The sequence below is a fragment of the Campylobacter sp. RM12654 genome (assembly GCF_020137585.1).
In the GTDB taxonomy this organism is placed as follows: Bacteria; Campylobacterota; Campylobacteria; order Campylobacterales; family Campylobacteraceae; genus Campylobacter_E.
Map to the genome: position 1 here is coordinate 1 of NZ_JACGAR010000018.1, position 20,987 is coordinate 20,987.

The following is a 20,987-nucleotide window of genomic DNA, read 5'->3' on the forward strand; positions in this document are numbered from 1 at the left end:
TAATTTCGTATGTTTTAAAACATACGAAATTTAAATTTTAACAATGTTCGTGTTTTCCATGTGGGCTATAACTACATCCACCATAACTACTAGAACCACAATATTTGCATTTAGACATTACATATACTCGTGATTTTTATACGGACTTTTATTGCAAGAATTACCAGCAGCTTGTGAGCTTACTAATCCACAAAAACAACAAATACACCTACTAGAACTCTCATTTATATAAATATGAGTTTTACTTGGACTATAACTGCAACTTCCACCATAAGCACTAGGATTTTTATATCCACAATAAGAACAAATGTATCCCATAACATCTCCTTAAAAAATAATTTCTTGTTTTAAACAAGTATTGAAATGATACCATCAGCAAAAAACACACTATGTCTTTTAAATATATTAAAATACAAAAAATTTTTTCAAAGGACTTTTACGCAAAAATTATTTCAAAATTTTTTCCGTTCACAGACTTACAAACTAGGCATCATCCTAATAATAGTCTTTAACTCTATCACGCTAGGATTTGCAACTTCAAGTGAGTTTAGTGAGAAGTTTTCTAGCTTTTTTTATTGTGTAAATATGATATGTCTTTGGATTTTTATCGTTGAAAGTATTTTAAAGCTTTATGCTTTTAGGCTGAGTTTTTTTACAAGTAGTGAAAAGGGTTGGAATATTTATGATTTGTTTATAGTGATTATTAGTGCTTATATAAGCTATGATTTTGTGGTGCTTAGAGCGTTTAGGGTGTTTAGAGTGTTAAGGCTTCTTCGTGTGGTGCCATCTATGAGATTTGTATACTCTACTATGCTTTTTGCTGTACCACAAATCATTAGTATTGTTATGCTTTTGCTACTGTTTTACTACATTTATGGGGTGCTTTGTTGTAGTCTATTTGCTACTAGTATGAATGAGCATTTTGGTACTTTAGGGGATTGCTTTTTTACTCTTTTTACCATTATGACGCTTGATGGAGGTTCTGCTATCGTAAAAGAAGCTATGGGATTTTATCCTTATGCTTGGGTGATTTTTGTATCTTTTATACTAATTTGTACCTTTATTATAATGAACCTAATCATCGCAATAATTGTAAATAGCATAGATGAAATTAAAAAGAAAAATGAAGAAAATAAAATATAAAAAGCTAATCATTAAGATTAGCTTAAGATTATTTATTTTTTAATAAATCTCTGATTTCTGTTAGCAGTACTATATCTTCGCTTGGAGCTGGAGCAGGAGCTGGTTTTTCTTCTTCTTTTTCTGCTTTTTTAAGCTTATTGATTAGCTTTACAACAACGAAAATTGAAAACGCAATGATTAAAAAATCAACTATATTTTGAATAAATAAACCATAATTAACGGTTACATTTTCAGCTTCTTTAGCACCTTCTTTAATAACCAATTTTAAATCACTAAAATCAACTCCGCCTGTTAAAACTCCAACAATAGGCATAATAATATCAGCCACAAGTGAGCTTACAATCTTACCAAAAGCAGTTCCTATAACCACACCCACAGCTAAATCTACAACATTTCCACGCATTGCAAATGTTTTAAATTCTTGTAATATTTTCATATTCTCTCCTTGAAAAAAGGCGAGATTTTAACAATAAATAATAAATTAATCCTTAAATTCCATATTGTTTAAGAAATAGTTTAACTGCCCTAAAGCTATGCAGCCATCGTTTATCGCTTCGTTTTTTGGAGTATAGAATTTATATTCTTTATCATTTAGCAAAAGATTTAAAATGCTTTTATTACAAAACACCCCGCCACTTAAAATCGCTTTTTTATTAGGACTTAAAAACTTAACAATATAAACAATGGTATTAATGAATTTTGAACAAGCTAAAACCTTGCTTTCATTTAAGCAAGTTGCAAAAATATCCTTATAAATAATCTTATTATTTTTAAACTCAATTTTGTAAATATCTTTGATATTTTCATCATAAAAACTCTCAATAAGCATTCCTGAATGTGCTTCAAATTCATTTTTCTTAATCCCTAAAACTAAAAAGGCAAAAGCATCAATAATTCTACCTAATGAGCTAGTATTTATAGTGCAATTTTGCAATGCTATATCATAATTTAGATTAGTTTCACACGGGATTTCGTATTTTTTTAAAATACTATAAGCTAATAGTTCATTATTTTTTACATTAACTAGCTTAAACTCATCAAAACAAAAAGCTGTATTTATAGTGTTTTTAGTAATATCTAGCACTTCGCCACCACTTATATGATGATTATTTTTATATCCTGTGCCATCAAAACAAAAGGCTCTAATATTTCTTAGTCCAATACTCATCGCATGGGCTGCGTGATGGTAGATTTTTATAATCTTTGTATTTTTACTAATTCCTATTTCAAATTCTTTTGTTATTTTTTCGCTATGAATAAAATGTGGGTGTAAATCACACAAAACATAATCAAATTTAATCTTATAATTTTTCACAAAAAATCTTAGAGTTTTTACAAAATGTTTATAAACACTAATATCCTTTAAATCCCCAATATAAGGCGAATTAATACAAAACCCATTTATGTATATTAAAAACTCGTTTTTTTCTTCCATTCCAAGAGCTAGGATATTTATATTTTTTTTAATTTTATGCTCGTAATAAAAAGGTCTAAAGCCCCTAGCACTTCTTAAATGATGGTATTTATTGGCTACAACTTGCCCTACACTATCATCAATTTTGTTAATTATTTTTCTATTATGATTTATTATTAAATCAGGTTTTAAAATCTTAAAATCACTTTTTTTAGAATAAATCATCTCGCCACTTTTGTTTGCACTTGTAGCTACTATTGCAAAATCAAGCTCTTTAAATAATATATGAAATATTGGAGCACTTGGCAAAAATACTCCGATATTTTTAAAATCAAAATGTATATTAAAAGCACTCTGATTAAGGCTTTTTAGTAACAATATAGGTCGCTCTTTGCTCTTTAAAATACGCTCTTCAAACTTAGTAAAACTAGCATATTTTTTCGCCATTTTTATATCTTTAACCATTATTGCAAGTGGTTTTAAAGCTCTATTTTTTAGCATTCTTAATTTATTTACCGCATTAAAATCATTAGCATTGCATAATAAATTAAACCCACCAACACCTTTTAAAGCTACTATTTTTCCAGCTTTTAGATATTTAACAGCCTTTGCTAAATCAAAATTAAGCTTAGCCCCACAATCATTACAAGCAATAGGCTCTGCGTAAAATCTCCTATCATTAAGATTATTATATTCACTATCGCAATTTTTACACATTTTAAAAACACTCATAGAAGTATTTGTTCTATCGTAAGGGATTTTAGAAATTACACTAAATCTAGTGCCGCAATTAGTGCAATTTATAAAAGCGTGATTAAATCTTCTTTTTAATTTAGGATTATTAAGCTCTTTTATACAATCCTTACAAGGGGCGAAATCAGGCAAAATTACTGCTAGATTATGCTTATCTTTGCTTGGTTTTTTAATAACAAAATCATTATAAGTTTCATTTGTTTTAATTATTTTTACTTTTTCTATACTTGCTAATGGACGATTTTTTTTAAGAATTTGTTTTAAGTCTTTTATAAAAACTTTTGCTATTTTTTCATCACAATCAAGTGCTAAGCTAACTCCTAAAGTATCATTTAAGATATAGCCATTTAGCTTTTTTGCTTTGGCTAATTTGCAAACTTCAGGGCGAAATCCAACTCCTTGCACCCTGCCACTAAGCTTAATTAAAACACTCACAATTAGCCCATTTACTGAACTTAAATTGCTTGTTTAAAAACGCATTGTAATTTAAAAAACTCTGATAATTCATAAGCTTTGAGCAAATCTCACGCTCGTTTTCGTTAAGTTTTCCTATCATTAAAACAAGTGCTTCAAAAACACCAACTTCTATTAAAGCTGCGTTTGCTAATCTAAAGCTCATAATTGATGAGATAAACTTAGCTACATTTAAGCCATCTTCATTAATCTCACAATCAATTCTAACTCCCTTTGTATAAGTATTTGGCACTACTTTTAAAATATCAGAATCTAACAAAATATCTGCTAATTTTATTAATGAAAATATATTTTTATTTTCTAAACTAAACTCATTTAAAATGAACTTTTCTTGATAATTTTTTAATAATTTTTCGCCTTGTTCTAAGCTAAGTAATAATTTTATTAATTCATCTTTATTTTTAGGGACATTAAAGCTTAATTTATCAATATTAAAAGCAGTTGATAATTGATTTGAATACGGATTATTAATTACACAAAATGTATCAGCAAAAGGAGCTATTAATAATAAATCTTTAGGCTTTTTTACAAAATAAAGCTCATCTGTATTTTTTAACTCATTAAAAAGCTTTTTAGTATTAGCAAATGATACATATAAAAAATCTCCTAAATTATGTGCTTTTTTATAAAGTGGTTTTAAAGCTAATTTTACAAATGGTTTTTCATAAGCATTAAGTAAAATTTGAGTATTTTTATCACAAATAAAAGCCTTTTGTAATAATTCATAATTAGCAATTATTACAAAATCACTTTTTGTTGTTTTAGTATAATCTAACTCATTTAAACCTAAATCATCAAAAACTTCATCACATAAGTTTAAAGGTAATTTTGGAATTTCAATTTCAAATTCTTTTGTTTTCTGTGTATTTTCTAGCTCTATTTTAAAATCTTCTAAAAATAAAAAATAAGGTATTTTTTTAAAATATTCATTAAAGGCTAAAACCTTATCTTCATTATCATCTATAACTAAAGAAAACTCATCATCTTCATAATAAAGTTTATAATTTACATTATTTATCTTGGCAATTTTTAATAAAAATAATCCGAAATCTTTTAATTTTATTTTGAAATCATATCTAATTAACACTGCTTAAATTCCTATAATTTTCTATCGCTTGTTCTATACTAAAATCATTTTTAAATTCTAACAAAAATCCATCTTGTTTAAGCTCTTCTAAAAGACATTTTTGCATTAAAGCAAAAGATTTTTTAACCTCATCGCTTAAAGATATTTTCATAGGTTCAAGTCTTTTAGGCACAATGCCTAAGATTTTGCAAATTGGCAAATCGCCTACTAAACTCATAAAATTAAGCATCATTTGCATTTCAAGTTCGTGAGCACTTCCTTGATAATTTATATTACTTGGCACTTTGTCATAGTCAAAAAACACAACATCGCCCACTTCTAAATCATCAGCATTTATACAATCAATCACATAAACTTTATCAAAATCAGCAATTATATGAGCTAAATTCATAGCCATTGTCCCGCCGTCTAAAAATACTAATTTATGCGAATCTTGATTTTTAAATTCTTCTTTAATATAAATATTAGGAGCTAGATTTTTCCTAAAATACTCAAGAAAAATAACTCCAGCTCCTTCATCTCCTATTAAAATATTTCCAATTCCTAGGACTAAAACTCTCATTTGTATTTATATCCACTAAAAATAGCGTCCATTGCACCATCTTTACCTTTAATTGCATTAAACACTGCCATATAAATATGAACACCAACAAAAATCATAGTAACCCAAGTTAAAATATGATGAATTATCCTAACATTTGCAAGTCCGCCAAACATTACTTCAAATGGTTTAACAAAAGGAGTTATTGCACCAGCAAAACCTTCGTGATAAACATTAATATATAACACAAAACCTGTGATTATTAATAATGCTAAAACAATATAAAAGAAAAAATAACTCACAAATTGAAGTGGATTATATACACCTTTTAAATGTGGGTGTTTTCCTAAAAACAAATAAAACTTAATTTGCTCTATCCATACTCTTAAACTAAAGCAATCTTTAATACTAACTCTTTCTTTTTTGCTAAGTTTATCAAATATAAAAAGATAAAGTTTAAAAATAAAACAAGCTAATAAAACAAACCCAGCTACATTATGCACGAAACGAAATTTAGCCTGCATAAATAGATTTGGCTCGGTTGATTTATCAGGTGCAATAAACACACTAGCAATATAAAAGCCACTTATACAAAGGGCTAAAATAGCAAATGCTCTTAGCCAATGAGTTGCTCTAAGCCCTATTGAAAACTCATAATGTTTCATATCAAACTCCTACTTTATATTCGCCTAACTTATTACCTTTTTTATCTAATACATGCACAGCACAAGCAATACAAGGATCATACGAATGGATTTTTCTAATAATTTCAAGTGGCTTGGTTAAATCTTCAATCTTTAGACCAATTAAACAAGCTTCATAAGTTCCCATTTTACCATTTGCATCTTTTGGACTTGCGTTCCAAGTAGATGGAACTACTGCTTGATAATTTTGCACTATACCATCTTTAATTCTAATCCAATGACTTAGCATTCCCCTAGGAGCATTACCTATAAAGCGACCTTTGTATTCTTTAGAATTATCTATTTTATATGGAGCGCAAGTGCTTTGATCTACTTTTAGATTTTCAACTAAACTATCAAGAGCTTTAAGTGCGTGTTCGCTTATTATTTTTGCTTCAATCATTCTTGCTGCAGTTCTTCCTAAAGTGCTAAGTAAGTCTTTAAGCTCAATATTTAATTCAGCTAATAAAGCGTCAACTTCTTTTGTAACGATTGGATTTTTAGCTAAATAATTTACAACTATAGTAGCAAGTGGTCCTACTTGAACAGGTAAATTATCATATCTTGGAGCTTTAATCCAGCTATATTTTCCATTCATATCAAATACTTTAGAATCTTCTAATTCGCCTTTAGCATTTAGAGTTTTTTCATCTTTTAGACCTGTATAATTTGGCTCTTGTTCGCCATCATAAGGGTGTAATGCTTTATCGTTTTTATACCAAGACCTTGTTGCTTCTTCTGTAATTTTGCTCTCATCAATAGCACCTAATACAGGATTGCTTAGCATATTAGTTACAATTCCACCTTTAAATAAATAATCATCTCCTAAATAAAACTCATCAGCACACATAAAATTATCAACGCCAACATCATTCATTACACTTGGCTCATTTTTATAAACAGCTGCAGCCATCTTAATATCAGCCAAATAAGCACGATGAATAAAATCGCTAATTTCTAAGAATTTAGTTTTATACTCGCCAATTCTAGCAGGGTCAAGTATATCCATAACGCAAGTTACACCACCTACGGTTAAGCTTTGTGGGTGTGGTTGTTTTGCACCAAAAATAGCCATTAATTGTGCTGCTGTTCTTTGCACTTTTAAGCATTCTAAATAATGGCTTAACGCTACTAAGTTTTGCTCTGGGCTAAAGCGATAAGTTTTATGCCCCCAATAAGCATTCGCAAATATTCCTAATTCTCCTTTATCTACGAATGTTTTTAATTTTTCTTGAACTGCTTTAAGTTCTCCTACACCACAAACTAAAGGCTTATCACACCATTTTAAAGCTTCAGCTTCAGCTTTTGCTGGGTCAGCACTTAAAGCACTCACTACATCAACAAAATCAAGCCCGTGTAATTGATAAAAATGCACACAATGATCGTGCATATATAAAGCTGCATTCATTAATGTTCTTGTAAGTTTTGCATTTTTTGGTGGAACTATACCTAAAGCATTTTCAGCCGCTTCAATACCTGCTCTATAATGCGAATAAGTGCAAACTCCACAAATTCTTTGAGTCATAAAGCCAACATCTCTAGGGTCTCTTCCTTTTACAATAGTTTCAATTCCACGCCATAATGTTGAGCCCGCATAAGCATCAGTTACTACATTTGCATCATCAACTATTACTTCTACTCTTAAATGTCCTTCAATTCTTGTAATTGGATCTACTACTATTTTTTGCATTTTTTATTCCTTGTCTTTTTTAATTGCTGAAATTGTTGCGTGAGCAGCTATTGCTACTCCTGTTAGAGTTAAAACACCAATGCCTATTTTATCACTCATAGCATCAGCACCCATTCCGCTAAATACACTTTGAAATAAATGTGATTTTAAAGGTTCTTCGTAAGTTCTCATACTATCCCAAAAATCAGGCTCAGAGCAACCTATACACCCATGTCCTGCACCAATAGGCCAATTTATGTGCTGATTAAATCTTTGCTTAGCACAATTATTAAATGTATATGGACCTTTACATCCTACTTTATAAAGACAATAGCCTTTCTTTGCACCTTCATCGCCAAAACTTTCTACGAACTCACCCGCATCAAAATGTCCTCTACGCTCACAATAATCGTGAATTCTATGCTCGTATGCCCATTTTGGACGATTAAAATTATCAAGTGGCATTGTTCCGAATAATAATATTTGCAAGATTGAACCTACGATATTTTTTTCACTAGGCGGACAACCTGGGACATTAATTACGCTTTTATTTGTGATTTTACTAATTGGCACAGCATTTGTTGGATTTGGTGCTGCTGCTTGAATACCACCAAAGCTTGAGCAAGTTCCAATTGCTAAAATAGCAGCTGCATTAGCACAGGCATTTTTTGCTATTTCTTCACCTGTATGCCCTTTAGCACCTAAAGTTAGATAAAAACTAGAGCTTCCTGCAGGAACTGCACCTTCTACTAATAATACATATTTTCCTGCGTGTTTTTTAATAGCGTTTTCTAAATTCTCATCAGCTTGATGACCACTTGCTGCCATAACAGTTTCGTGATATTCAATATTTAAATAATCAAATATCAAACTATCAATAGTAGGTGCATCGCTTCTTAATAAACTCTCACTACAGCCTGTGCATTCTGCCATATGAAGCCAAATTACTGGGGTGTTACTAGCATTATTTTCAACAGCATTTGCAATACTTGGTGCAAAAGTAGCTCCAAGTCCTAGCATAGTAGCCATTCCACTAGACCATTTCAAAAAATCTCTTCTACTAAAGCCGTGTTCGCCTAGTATTTGCATTAAATCTTTTTTATTATTAGGATTTATTTGCATAATCTCTCCTTAAAAAAATTTATTAATGATAGTATTTTTTTAAAATCTAAAAGTTACAAAAAAGACAAAATAAATCTTAAAATTATTTAATTTTGATAATTGAATTTCTTATAAAATTCTTACATTTAAACTTAAAAATATTATTTTATTAAAGTTTTTGTTTGATTGGTTTATGCTGATTTAAATTCTAGTATTGCCAATGTTTTTAAGTAAAGAATTTAATTTTTATAGGCTTAGTTTTCGCACTAAGCCTACTTATAAATAAAAGCCTTATAAAGTATTTTTTAACTCTAAAGTTTTTCTTGCAATATTCGTGATTTCATCCCAATTTTTAGCCTTTATTAGCTCTTTTGGTGCAAGCCAAGAACCACCAACGCAAAGCACATTTGGTTGTGATAAATATTCTTTAGCATTGCTTTCGCTAATTCCACCAGTAGGGCAAAATCTAACATCGCTAAATGGTCCATAAATAGCTTTTAGCATAGGCACACCACCAACAACACTAGCAGGAAATAATTTAAATGTATCAAGACCATATTCAAGCCCTAGCATTAGCTCTCCAGGACTTGCAATACCTGCTATTAAAGGTATTTTATAATCAATTTCTCTTAGTAATTTTTCATTTATTCCTGGACTTATTGCAAACTTTGCACCAGCATTTACAACATCTTTATATTGCTTAGCATTAATAACCGTTCCAGCCCCAACAATTGCTTCAGGAATTTCTTTGCTAATTAGCTCAATTGCCTTAAGTCCTGCATTAGTTCTTAAAGTTATTTCAAGCACTCTTACACCACCTGAAACTAAAGCTTTTGCTAAAGGCAAAGCATCATTTACATCATCAATAGCAATTACAGGAATTACTGGATTTACTTTTAAAATTTCTCTTGCATTCATATTCTTCTCCTTAAAAACTTACTCCGCCTTCTTCGGCGCTTAAACAATTATTTCTTAAAGCAGCAAAAAGCTCTCTACCACTACCTAATTCATTTGCACTTAAATCAATATGATTTATATTTCTAGTTAAAAAATCATCTTCTAATACATTTAAAGTGCCATTGATTGCATCAAATTCTATTAAATCCCCATCTTTAATCTTAGCAATATTTCCATCAAGTAATGCTTCAGGACTTGTATGAATTGCAGCAGGCACTTTGCCACTTGCTCCACTCATTCTTCCATCAGTAATTAATGCAACTTTGTATCCTTTAGACATTAATACTCCTAAAGGTGGTATTAGTTTATGAAGTTCTGGCATACCATTTGCCTTAGGGCCTTGATATTTTACAACTGCTATGAAGTTTTTATTTAATTCACCTTTTTCGTAAGCTGCCATTAATTCAAGTTGGTCATTAAATACAATTGCTCTTTGTTTAATATATAAATTATCATCGCTTACAGCACTTACTTTAATTACCGAACGACCAATATTTCCACTTAAAACTTTTAGCCCACCTGTAGTGCTAAATGGCTTATCATAAGTCGTGATTATTTCAGCATTTCTGCTATTTTCAAGGCATTTTTCATAAGTAATTTCATCATCTTTTAAGATAGGATCTTTCGTATAATTACTAAGCCCAAATCCTGCTATAGTATTTACATCATCATGTAATGCACCATTATTTAATAATTCATTAATTACAAACGACAATCCACCCGCTTCATAAAAATCATTTATATCAGCCTTACCATTAGGATAAACCTTAGCTAAAAGTGGAGTAATATTTGAAATATCATTAAAATCGTCCCAATTAATAATAATTCCCGCAGCCTTTGCAATTGCAATTAAGTGTAAAGTATGATTGGTTGAGCCACCTGTTGCCATAAGCCCTACTATTGCATTTACTATACTTTTTTCATCTATCATTTTGCCTATTGGTAAAATACTTTTATCTTTTACACCTTTTGCAAAATGTCTAGCACTAAAATCAATTATTTTTTCTCTTAGCTTTGTATTTGGATTAATAAAAGCAGAATTTGGCATATGAAGACCTAATAATTCAATCATAACTTGATTTGAATTAGCAGTTCCATAAAAGGTGCAAGTGCCTGAACTATGATACATTTTCATTTCAGTATTTAATAAATCTTGCTTAGAAATAAGTCCTTGAGCATATTTTTCTCTAGCAATACTTTTATCAGAATTACTAAGTCCTGTTGGCATAGGACCACTTGGAATAAACATAGCAGGTAATTGCCCAAATCTTAACGCTCCCATTAAAAGCCCAGGAACTATCTTATCACACACTCCAAGATAAAACGCCCCATCAAAAATATTATGAGATAATCCAATCGCTGTGCTCATAGCTATTACATCACGAGAATAAAGGCTAAGTTGCATACCATCATAGCCTTGAGTAATACCATCACACATTGAAGGAGTGCAGCTTGCAACTTGAACACTTACACCTTCTTTTATACAAGATTGCTTTAATTTTAAAGGATAATCCTTGTAAGGTTCGTGAGCTGATAAAACATCGTTATAGCTTGAAATAATAGCTAAATGAGTGCTATTTGAATTATTTAATTTTTCTCTTACGCTTTCAGGAATTGCTGCATAAGCGTGAGCTAAATTAGCACAACCTAGCTTTGAGCGATTGATTTTTTCATTAGCATTATCTATTAAATTAAGATAATCTTTTCTAGTTTTTTCACTTCTTTTTATAATCTTTTCAGTGATTTCTAATAATTTTTTATTTGTCATAAATAAGCTTCTTTCATTTAAAATATTTGATTTATTATAAATAAATAAATGTTATTAATGTTAAATCCTTTTTAGTAAGATTTAAAAAATTATTTTTACTTAGGGATTATTTATGAAAACTAATTTTGATTTTTTATTATTCGGAGCTACTGGAGATTTAGCTCTTAGAAAACTTTTTCCTTCACTTTATGAAGCCTTTTTAAATGACTTGCTTCACGAAGATTTTAAAATACTTGCTACAGGTAGAAGCAAGCTTAGCTTAGAAGAATTTAAGCAAAAATTAAACGATAAATCAAAAATCCATTTAAAAGATACTACAAAATGGAACGATTTTTTAGAAAAAATATCTTATGAGAGCGTAGATATTAATAATCTTGAAGATTTTAAAAAACTTAAAAACAATTTAAGAGATGGTAAAGATACTATTATATATTTTTCAATTTCGCCTGAATTTTTCATCACTTGCTGTAAGAATTTAAGCGAATTAAATATGAATAAAGACAATGTTAGAATAGTTCTTGAAAAACCTTTAGGAATGAGCTTAAATGAATGCAGAGCAATCAATGAAAGCGTAGCAAAATATTATAAAGAAGAACAAATTTATAGAATTGATCATTATCTTGGTAAAAGTATGGTTAAAGAATTATTTGAGTTTAGAAAACAAAATCCACATTTTAATGCACTGCTTAATAAAGACTATGTAAAAAGCATTAATTTATATGTTTTAGAGCGTTTAGGTGTTGAAAGTCGTGGAGAGTTTTATGATAGTTGCGGTGCTTTAAGAGATATGTTACAAAATCATATGTTACAAATGTTAGCTTTATTTATGATTGATATTAATTCAACTAATATTAGAAAAGCTAAGCTTGAGTTTTTTAACTCACTTGAAAAAATTGATTTTAAAAATGTAATTAAAGCTCAATATGAAGCTAATGAAGATAGCTTAAGTTATTTAGACGAATTAAATGTGGCTAAAGATAGTAGGACAGAAACTTTCGTATCAATTAAAACTAGTTCAAATCAAGAAAACTACAAAGGCGTTTTAATAAAACTTGTAACAGGCAAAAGAATGGCTGAAAATAAAGTATATTTTGATATTGGCTTTAAAAATGGTGGAAAAATGTATATAGAAATCCAACCAAAACCTAAAATCAAATTCCTTTTAAAAATAGCCGAAGAGTTTAAAGAATTTGAAATAGGAATTTGTGATATTGAAAAAATGCCACCTTATGAAAGATTACTTTTAAATGTAATTAATAAAGATTTAAGCTCATTTAATGAAAAAGATGAGCTAGAGAGTGCTTGGAAATGGGTGCAAGATGTAATTGATAATGATGATTTTACAATGCATAAATACAAAGCCTACACAAATGAAATTATTTTTAAGGACTAAGATGAGATTATTTACATTCAATGACAAAAACATAAGCGAAATCGCTTTATATAAAGAATTAGTATTTTCATTAAATGAATGTATTAATAGTAAAGGTAGCGTAAATTTTTATGTATCAGGTGGTAAAAGTCCTAAAGATTTATTTATTAAATTAAGTAAAGAAAAACTTGACTGGACTAAAGTAAATGTATTTTTAGTAGATGAAAGGATTTTACCTACAAATCACGAAGATAGTAATACAAATCTAGTAAAGCAAAATCTATTACAAAATGACGCTAGTAAGGCTAATTTAATTACTTGTATTAAAGATGAATTAATTAATGATTATGAAGCTTTAAAAAACCACGCTAATAATATTTATCAAACTCCTGATATTTTGATTTTAGGTATGGGAGCTGATGCTCATACTGCATCAATCTTTCCAACGGCTTCTAATTTAGATGAATTATTAAGTGATGAAAACCAAGCTTATCACATAGTAAAAACTCCTAATTACGATAGAATTAGCCTTAGTTTAGAAAGCATATTAAAAGCTAAAAGAATATTTTTAAATATCAGTGGAGACGAGAAATATCAAGTGTTTTTATTAGCTTGTAAAGAAAAAAATAAAAAATATCCAATAAGTTATGTAATTAATTCAAAAGGAAATTTAGATGTCTATTACGCAAAATGAATATCCAAGATTATTAGCAGATATTGGTGGAACTAATGCTAGATTTGCATTAGAATTTAAATCAGGAAATATAGATAAAATAGAAGTCTTACAATGCAAAGACTACGATACTATAATAGATGCTGTAAGAGCATATTTAAAAGATAAAAATGTAAATGTAAAACACGCTGCTTTTGCAATGGCAAATCCTGTTACAAGTGATTTTATACAAATGACTAATAATCATTGGGCTTTTTCAATCAATACCACAAGACTTGCATTAGGATTTGATACTTTATTAATTCTAAATGATTTTACCGCTCAAGCACTTGCTATTACAAAATTAAATAGTGATGAATTGGTTCAAATTGGTGGAAGAGAAGCTGAAGAAAATTGCGTAAAAGCTGTTTTAGGGCCTGGAACAGGACTTGGAGTTAGTGGATTAATCCCTAGTAAAAATGGCTATATTGCACTATCAGGTGAAGGCGGACATGTTAGCTTTGCACCTTTTGATGAGATTGAATCAATGATTTGGCATTATGCAAAAAACAAATTCGGGCATGTATCGGCTGAAAGATTGCTTAGCGGAATGGGACTTGAGCTAATATATGAAGCTTTAGCACATAAAGAAGGTATAAATGATACTTTAGACGCTAGTAAAATTAGCGAACTAGCATTAAGCGAAAAATCAGCTTTATGTAGATTAAGTCTTGATATATTTTGTGCAATGCTAGGAACAATTGCTTCAAATCTAGCATTAACTCTAGGTGCTAGGGGCGGTGTTTATATTTGTGGTGGAATAATTCCTAAGATATTAGAGTATTTTAAACACTCATCATTTAGAGCAAGATTTGAGAATAAAGGTAGATTTGATAGTTATTTAGCAGCAATTCCTGTATTTGTGGTTTTATCAAAATTTCCAGGTATAAACGGCGCTAGTGTGGCACTGCAAAATCATTTAAAGGATAAATAATGTTAAGCAAATTAAAAAGCTATGAAAAATTATGGTCTTTATACAACAAATCAAAAGATACTCATATGAAAGAATTATTTGCTAATGATAATAATAGAGCGAATAAATACTTTTTAGAAGTTGGTGGGATTAAGGTTGATTATTCTAAAAATAGAATAGATGAAGAGATTTTAAGCAATCTTATTAATCTTGCAAAAGAAGCTAATTTAGAACAAAACATTAAAGATATGTTTAGTGGTAAAAAGATTAATACCACAGAAAATAGAGCAGCTTTACATATTGCTCTTAGAAATCGTATAAATACACCTATTTATGTAGATAATGAAAACATAATGGATGATGTAAATGCAGTGCTAAACAAAATGGAGAAATTCTCTCACGCAATAAGATCAGGAGAGTGGCTAGGCTATACAAATCAAGTAATAACTGATATTGTAAATATAGGAATTGGTGGCTCTGATTTAGGACCATTGATGGCTTGTGATGCTTTGAAAAAATACGCACACCCAAGACTAAAAATGCACTTTGTATCAAATGTAGATGGCTCAAAATTACAAAATGTATTAGATAGCGTTCATCCAGAAACTACACTTTTTATAATAGCGTCAAAAACATTCGTAACTCAAGAAACCCTAACAAATGCCTTAACTGCTAGAGAGTGGTTTTTAAATCACGCAGTTAATAAACGCTTTGTAGCTAAACATTTCGTAGCAGTTTCAACTAATAAAAAGGCTGTTGAAGAATTTGGAATAGATAGTAATAATATGTTTGAGTTTTGGAACTGGGTCGGTGGGCGTTATAGTTTGTGGTCTGCAATTGGTCTTCCTATTATGATTTATTTAGGAAAAGAACATTTTTGGCAAATGCTAGAAGGCGCGTATTTAATGGATTCGCATTTTAGCTCGGCTGAATATTCTAAAAACTTGCCTGTAATTTTAGCTTTAATAGGTATTTGGTATATTAATTTTTATGGTGGTGGCTCACATATAATCGCACCTTATGATGAATATTTAAAGCATTTTCCAAGATTTATTCAACAACTTGATATGGAAAGTAATGGAAAACAAGTTAGTAAAAATGGGGAATTAATTAATTACGAAACTTCTCCAATCATTTGGGGTGAAACAGGAATTAACGCTCAACACGCATTTTTTCAACTACTTCATCAAGGAACTCATATAAGCCCGATTGATTTAATAGTAAGTCTTGAAAAACCACACGATATGCCAGAACACCACGAAATTTTAATTAGCAATGTATTCGCTCAAGCTGAAGCCTTTATGAAAGGCAAAAACAAGGATGAAGTAAGAGCTGAACTTAGTAAAAGTAATTTAAGTGAAAGTGAGATAGAAAAGCTAATCCCACATAAAGAATTTTCGGGAAATCGCCCTAGCAATACGATTTTATTAGAAAGAATAAGTCCTAGAAATCTAGGTAGCCTAATTGCATTATATGAGCATAAAATATTCGTTCAAGGTGTGATTTGGGGGATAAATAGTTTTGACCAATTTGGCGTTGAATTAGGCAAAACTTTAGCAAAAACAATACTTGAAGAGCTAAGAAGTGATGTGAGTTACGAGCACGATAGCTCAACTACAAATCTAATAAAATTATATAAAGAGTTTAATAAAAAATAATTTTAGGAATTTCTTTATGAAATTCCTATTTTAAATTCCACGAAAAAAGGAGAGAAAATGGAACTTTTACATAAGGACTGCAAAAACAAATTAGATATATTAAAAGAACATTTTGCTGAATGTTTTGATAAAGATGGAAAATTTAATTTAGAAAAATTCCAAAGCGAAATAGTTGCTAACGGGGGGGGGATTTTACAAATGAGAGTTATAGTTTAAATTTTTTAGGCAAAAAACACGCAAAATATCTAGCAAATCTAAAACCATCAAGCTACCTTAAACAAAACGGCACATTTAATGAAAATCTAAAACAAAATCTACTCATAAAAGGCGATAATTTAGAAGTCTTAAAACACTTACAAAATAGCTATTATAAAAAAATCAAAATGATTTATATAGACCCACCTTACAATACCTCTAATAAGGATTTTGTCTATAATGATACTAGAGCTTATAAGCTAGATGATTTAATAAACGCTGGAATGAGTGAAGATGAAGCTAAAAGAGTGCTAGAGTTTAGCACTAAAAAATCAAGCTCACATTCAGCGTGGCTTACCTTTATGTATCCAAGGCTATTTTTAGCTAGAAAGCTTTTAAAAGATGATGGAGTGATATTTATCTCAATTGATGATAATGAAGCAGCTCAATTAAAGCTCTTGTGTGATGAGATTTTTGGTGAAGAGAATTTCGTAGCTGATTTTATTTGGAATAACAAATACACAACTTCTAATGATACAGATATGTCTTATCAACACGAACATATTTTTTGCTATTTTAAGAATAGGATTAATAATAAATTAAATTTATTACCAAGAAGCGAGAAACAAAATTCTGCATATAAAAATAGAGATAATGATCCTAAAGGTGCTTGGAAACCAACACCAATTCATGCAAGAAGTGGAAGTGAGCTGGGTAAATATAGTATAACTTTTCCAAATGGAATAACTTGGCAAGCTCCGATAGGTAGATACCCTAGATATTCTAAAGATAAGTTATTACAGCTATTTTATGATAACGAACTGTATTTTAATTCAAAAGGTGGAATAGATAAAAAAACTTATATTACTGAAGTTAGACAAGGAATTTCTTGTGGTAGTGTGTGGAGTTATGATGAAGTGGGGCATACACATAGCAATAATGAAGAATTATCTTCTTTGCTTGGTAAAGGTATTTTTAACGATCCAAAAGGAACTAAATTATTAAAAAGAATATTACAAATTTCAACCGATAAAGATGATATTGTCCTAGACTTTTTTGCAGGAAGTGGGACAACAGGGCACGCTATTATGCAATTAAATGCCGAAGATGGTGGAAATAGAAAGTTTATTTTAGTTCAACTTGATGAGCCAATAGATGAGAAAAAGAGTAAAATTGCTTATGATTTTGTAAAAAATGAACTTAATTGTAAGCCAACAATTTATGCAATTACCAAAGAAAGATTAATAAGAGCTGCGAAAAAAATCAAACAAGATTATCCAAACGCTACTAATTTAGACTTTAGTGAATTTAAGATAGTATATAAAGATGAATTAGAACTAGAAAAAATAGAAAAACTAGATTTAAGCTTAGGCGATAATCTTTTTGCACCATTTAATAACGATAAAACAAATGAAATTCTAACTAGCTATAAACTAGCCGATGGTATAGCTTTAGATATGGAATTTAAAATAATAAATATAAACGATTATAAGGCTTATTATTGTAATAAATTGCTTTACTTAGTTTTCCCACATTTTAAAAGCGAAAATATCAAAACCCTAATGCAAAAATTACAAGATAGTGAGCTAATTTGCGAAAGAGTTATTTTATACAATGCCAGTTTTACAAGTAGCGAACATAAGAGTTTAAAAGAAGCTTTAATTAAATTAGGCATTAAATTACAAGTGAGATTTTAAGATGGGTAGCTTTAATTATACTAATGATTTAGAATATCAAAATATAGCTATTCAAAGTGTTTTAAAAATATTTTCAAGTAATGATATAAAGGCAAATGTTAAAGAAATTCAAGAGTTTAATGGTATAAAAAATCAAAACTTTATAAATGATAACACTTATGATATTTGTATGCAAACAGGCACAGGTAAAACCTACACTTACACAAAAACTATGTTTATGCTAAATGAAGCTTATGGATATGATAGCTTTATAGTGCTTGTGCCAACTTTAGCTATTAAATCAGGGACTAAAAGTTTTTTTGAGCTATCACGCCAACATTTTATAGATGAGTTTAAAAAAAGCTTAAGTTTTTACGAAGTAAAAAGCGAAAAATCAAGTAAAAAAGAGCAAATGCCACAAAGCATAAAAGATTTTTGCAATCACGATGATAAAGCTTCTATAAGAGTGCTTTTAATAAATGCAGGAATGCTTAATTCAGAAACTTTTAAAAAAGAATTTGAAAGCAATCTTTTTGATAGATTTTTTAGCATACTTCCTGCATTAGCAGATACTCAAAGTATTTTAATCGTTGATGAGCCACATAAATTTGATAAAGCAAGTAAAACTTGGGAGAATGTTTTAAAACTAAAACCACAATTTATATTAAGATATGGAGCGACTTTTAAAGAAAACTCAAACCTGCTTTATAACCTAACCCCACTTAAAGCCTTTAATGATAATTTGGTTAAAGGTGTAAAAACTTTCGTGCAAGAATTTGAAATAGGAAATAAAGCTTATATTAAACTTCAAGATATAGTAGATAATGAAGCTATTTTTTGTGATGATAAAAAGCGTGAGTTTAGACTTAGCAAGGGGCAAAATTTCGCTTGTTTTTATGATTTTTTAGATATTTTCGTGCAAGATTTAAACAAGCAAAAAGTGCTTTTATCAAATGGCGTAGAGCTAATTAAAGATAACAAATTTAATCCTTTTAGCTTTAATGATGATTTAGCTAAGCAAATGATAAATGCTTGTTTAGATGAGCATTTTAAGTTAGAGCGAGAGTTTTTAAATCAAAAGATAAAATTAAAGCCTTTAAGCTTATTTTTTATAGATGATATAAATTCTTATCGTGGAGAAAACGCAAGGCTAAAAGAATATTTTGAAAAGGCATTAAAAAGCAAACTTGAAGAAGAATTAAAGCTTAGCACAGGATTTTATAAAGAATATTTACAAAAATCTTTAAACGATATTAGCCTTACTCACGGCGGTTATTTTTCAAAAGATAATAGTGATAAAGATGATAAAATAGAGCAAGAAATAAATGAGATTTTGCACGATAAAATGAGCCTACTTAGTCTTAATAATACTAGAAGATTTATATTTTCAAAATGGACACTTAAAGAAGGTTGGGATAATCCAAATGTATTTAATATTTGCAAACTTAGAAGTAGCGGAAGTGAGATAAGTAAGCTTCAAGAAGTTGGGCGTGGGCTTAGGCTTCCTGTTGATGAATACGGCAATAGAATTACTAATAAAGAATATTATTTAAATTATTTCGTAGATGCTAGTGAGAGTGATTTTACTCAAAAACTTATAAATGAAATTAAGATATGTGATGAGTGTTTTGATATAAAAATAGATGATTTATTAGATGAGAAAATTTATAAAATAATTTTAAGTGAATATGATTTAGATGAAGATTTGATTTATGATGAGCTTTTAGAATGCGGTGCTATAAACAAGCGAAGTAAGATAATAAATGTAGATATTTTAAAAGCAAAATATCCAAAAGCATTTAGCAAAAATAACATTAAAAAAGGCAAGATTAAAAACTCTAATGAATTAGAAAATAAAGTAAAAATCAAAACTAATTTATATCCACAAATCAAGGCTTTATGGGAAGAAATAAACAAAAAAGTATTTTTAAAATACGATGCCATTGAAAATGTGTTTTTAGCTAATTTTAAAGAGTTTTTAAAAGAATTTAAAGCAAAAGATAATTCAAGTTATATAAAAATTACACAATTAAGCGTAAATAATAATCAATTAAAAAGCCAAAAAGATATTTTAAATAATAAAATAAATATAAAAACTCTAAATTATGGAGAGTTTTTGCTAGGACTTAGCACAAAATTAGGTCTTAATCTAAACACTTTACATAAAGCCTTTTATGAGTTAATGAAAGATGGTTTATTTAACATAAATGATTATTTAAATGAGCCTAGTTTGAATGCTATTTGTAAGGAATTTAATTTTTATCTTTTAAGTAATTCTAATAGGCTTTTTAGCATATCTTACGAAGAGTTTTCACACCACATTCATCCTACCAAAATCACTAATGAAAAAGGTGAAATATTAAATGAAATAAATGCTAGTGATATAGGTGTTTTAGGTGGAGATGAATTAGCAAATAATACCTTTTTATACGAGCAGATTTTTTATGATAGTAAAATTGAGCAAGAGATAATAAAAGAAGATATAAAAAGCATACAAGTCTTTATGAAAATACCTAAAAACTCATTAAAAATCCCTGTAGTGGGTGGATTTAGTTATTCGCCTGATTTTGCTTATGTATTAAAAGATGATAAAGAAAATATCCATTATTTTGTGCTTGAAAGTAAAGGCGTAGATAGCAAAATCAATCTAAGAAGTGATGAAAATGCGAAAATTACTAACGCAGAAAATCTTTTTAAAGGTATAAATGTTACTTTTGAAAAACAATTTAATAATGATAAATTGGAAACAATTATAAAAAATATAATCAATAAAAAATAATTAATCTAATTTAAATTCCTTAAAGGATTTAAATTAGAATACAAGATTATATTAAAAATATGAGGTGTTAAATGTTTTCTTTTATTAAAGAA

The 20,987-nt window shown here is 29.2% G+C and carries 18 protein-coding genes; 8 read left to right on the forward strand and 10 right to left on the reverse strand.

All coding sequences use genetic code 11. From position 1 onward, the window contains the following. Nucleotides 1-117 precede the first annotated feature (117 nt). Nucleotides 118-318, reverse strand: coding sequence for a hypothetical protein (locus AVBRAN12654_RS06705; protein ID WP_336614186.1), 201 nt, complete (start codon nucleotides 316-318; stop codon nucleotides 118-120). A 45-nt stretch (nucleotides 319-363) separates the two neighbouring features. Here AVBRAN12654_RS06705 and AVBRAN12654_RS06710 point away from each other — a divergent pair, with 45 nt between their 5' ends. Further along, nucleotides 364-1,143: an ion transporter gene (locus tag AVBRAN12654_RS06710; protein ID WP_336614187.1), complete on the forward strand. Its 780-nt coding sequence runs from the start codon at nucleotides 364-366 to the stop codon at nucleotides 1,141-1,143. A 28-nt stretch (nucleotides 1,144-1,171) separates the two neighbouring features. On the opposite strand, the gene mscL is transcribed toward AVBRAN12654_RS06710, so the two are convergent. The 9 genes from mscL to edd form a co-directional block, all read right to left on the reverse strand. Then, complete coding sequence (gene mscL / locus AVBRAN12654_RS06715) at nucleotides 1,172-1,579, reverse strand: large-conductance mechanosensitive channel protein MscL (RefSeq protein WP_214117937.1); 408 nt, start codon at nucleotides 1,577-1,579, stop codon at nucleotides 1,172-1,174. 45 nt (nucleotides 1,580-1,624) lie between these two features. Then, nucleotides 1,625-3,745: a carbamoyltransferase HypF gene (hypF, locus tag AVBRAN12654_RS06720; protein WP_336614188.1), complete on the reverse strand. Its 2,121-nt coding sequence runs from the start codon at nucleotides 3,743-3,745 to the stop codon at nucleotides 1,625-1,627. After that, nucleotides 3,729-4,871 (reverse strand): hypothetical protein, encoded by a 1,143-nt coding sequence (locus tag AVBRAN12654_RS06725; protein WP_336614189.1) that lies wholly within the window; start codon nucleotides 4,869-4,871, stop codon nucleotides 3,729-3,731. The genes hypF and AVBRAN12654_RS06725 overlap by 17 nt, the downstream gene beginning before the upstream one ends. Beyond that, nucleotides 4,861-5,433 carry a HyaD/HybD family hydrogenase maturation endopeptidase gene (locus AVBRAN12654_RS06730; protein WP_336614190.1) on the reverse strand — a complete coding sequence of 191 codons (573 nt, stop codon included), beginning with the start codon at nucleotides 5,431-5,433 and terminating at the stop codon, nucleotides 4,861-4,863. Before AVBRAN12654_RS06730 ends, AVBRAN12654_RS06725 begins: the two co-directional genes overlap by 11 nt. Next, a complete protein-coding gene (gene cybH / locus AVBRAN12654_RS06735) occupies nucleotides 5,430-6,077 on the reverse strand; it encodes a Ni/Fe-hydrogenase, b-type cytochrome subunit (protein ID WP_214120222.1) in 648 nt (215 codons plus the stop codon). The genes AVBRAN12654_RS06730 and cybH overlap by 4 nt, the downstream gene beginning before the upstream one ends. 1 nt (nucleotide 6,078) lies before the next feature. Then, nucleotides 6,079-7,785, reverse strand: coding sequence for a nickel-dependent hydrogenase large subunit (locus tag AVBRAN12654_RS06740; protein ID WP_214120223.1), 1,707 nt, complete (start codon nucleotides 7,783-7,785; stop codon nucleotides 6,079-6,081). 3 nt (nucleotides 7,786-7,788) lie between these two features. After that, nucleotides 7,789-8,886, reverse strand: coding sequence for a hydrogenase small subunit (locus AVBRAN12654_RS06745; RefSeq protein ID WP_214117931.1), 1,098 nt, complete (start codon nucleotides 8,884-8,886; stop codon nucleotides 7,789-7,791). A gap of 270 nt (nucleotides 8,887-9,156) precedes the next feature. Further along, nucleotides 9,157-9,783: a bifunctional 4-hydroxy-2-oxoglutarate aldolase/2-dehydro-3-deoxy-phosphogluconate aldolase gene (locus AVBRAN12654_RS06750; protein ID WP_336614191.1), complete on the reverse strand. Its 627-nt coding sequence runs from the start codon at nucleotides 9,781-9,783 to the stop codon at nucleotides 9,157-9,159. A 10-nt stretch (nucleotides 9,784-9,793) separates the two neighbouring features. Next, a complete protein-coding gene (gene edd, locus AVBRAN12654_RS06755; protein ID WP_336614192.1) occupies nucleotides 9,794-11,590 on the reverse strand; it encodes a phosphogluconate dehydratase in 1,797 nt (598 codons plus the stop codon). Nucleotides 11,591-11,702: 112 nt separating this feature from the next. On the opposite strand from edd, the gene AVBRAN12654_RS06760 reads away from it, so the two are divergent. From AVBRAN12654_RS06760 to AVBRAN12654_RS06790, 7 genes are all read left to right on the forward strand, one after another. Next, nucleotides 11,703-12,983 (forward strand): glucose-6-phosphate dehydrogenase, encoded by a 1,281-nt coding sequence (locus AVBRAN12654_RS06760; protein ID WP_336614193.1) that lies wholly within the window; start codon nucleotides 11,703-11,705, stop codon nucleotides 12,981-12,983. Between the two features lies 1 nt (nucleotide 12,984). Then, complete coding sequence (pgl, locus tag AVBRAN12654_RS06765) at nucleotides 12,985-13,656, forward strand: 6-phosphogluconolactonase (protein WP_214117927.1); 672 nt, start codon at nucleotides 12,985-12,987, stop codon at nucleotides 13,654-13,656. After that, complete coding sequence (locus AVBRAN12654_RS06770) at nucleotides 13,637-14,608, forward strand: glucokinase (protein ID WP_214117926.1); 972 nt, start codon at nucleotides 13,637-13,639, stop codon at nucleotides 14,606-14,608. The genes pgl and AVBRAN12654_RS06770 overlap by 20 nt, the downstream gene beginning before the upstream one ends. Then, a complete protein-coding gene (gene pgi / locus AVBRAN12654_RS06775) occupies nucleotides 14,608-16,245 on the forward strand; it encodes a glucose-6-phosphate isomerase (RefSeq protein ID WP_214120226.1) in 1,638 nt (545 codons plus the stop codon). Before AVBRAN12654_RS06770 ends, pgi begins: the two co-directional genes overlap by 1 nt. A 57-nt stretch (nucleotides 16,246-16,302) precedes the next feature. Then, nucleotides 16,303-16,461, forward strand: a complete 159-nt coding sequence (locus tag AVBRAN12654_RS06780; RefSeq protein ID WP_336614194.1) for a hypothetical protein — start codon at nucleotides 16,303-16,305, stop codon at nucleotides 16,459-16,461. 167 nt (nucleotides 16,462-16,628) lie between these two features. After that, nucleotides 16,629-18,137, forward strand: a complete 1,509-nt coding sequence (locus AVBRAN12654_RS06785; RefSeq protein ID WP_336614195.1) for a site-specific DNA-methyltransferase — start codon at nucleotides 16,629-16,631, stop codon at nucleotides 18,135-18,137. A 1-nt stretch (nucleotide 18,138) separates the two neighbouring features. Continuing rightward, nucleotides 18,139-20,895, forward strand: coding sequence for a type III restriction-modification system endonuclease (locus AVBRAN12654_RS06790; RefSeq protein WP_336614196.1), 2,757 nt, complete (start codon nucleotides 18,139-18,141; stop codon nucleotides 20,893-20,895). Nucleotides 20,896-20,987: the final 92 nt, after the last annotated feature.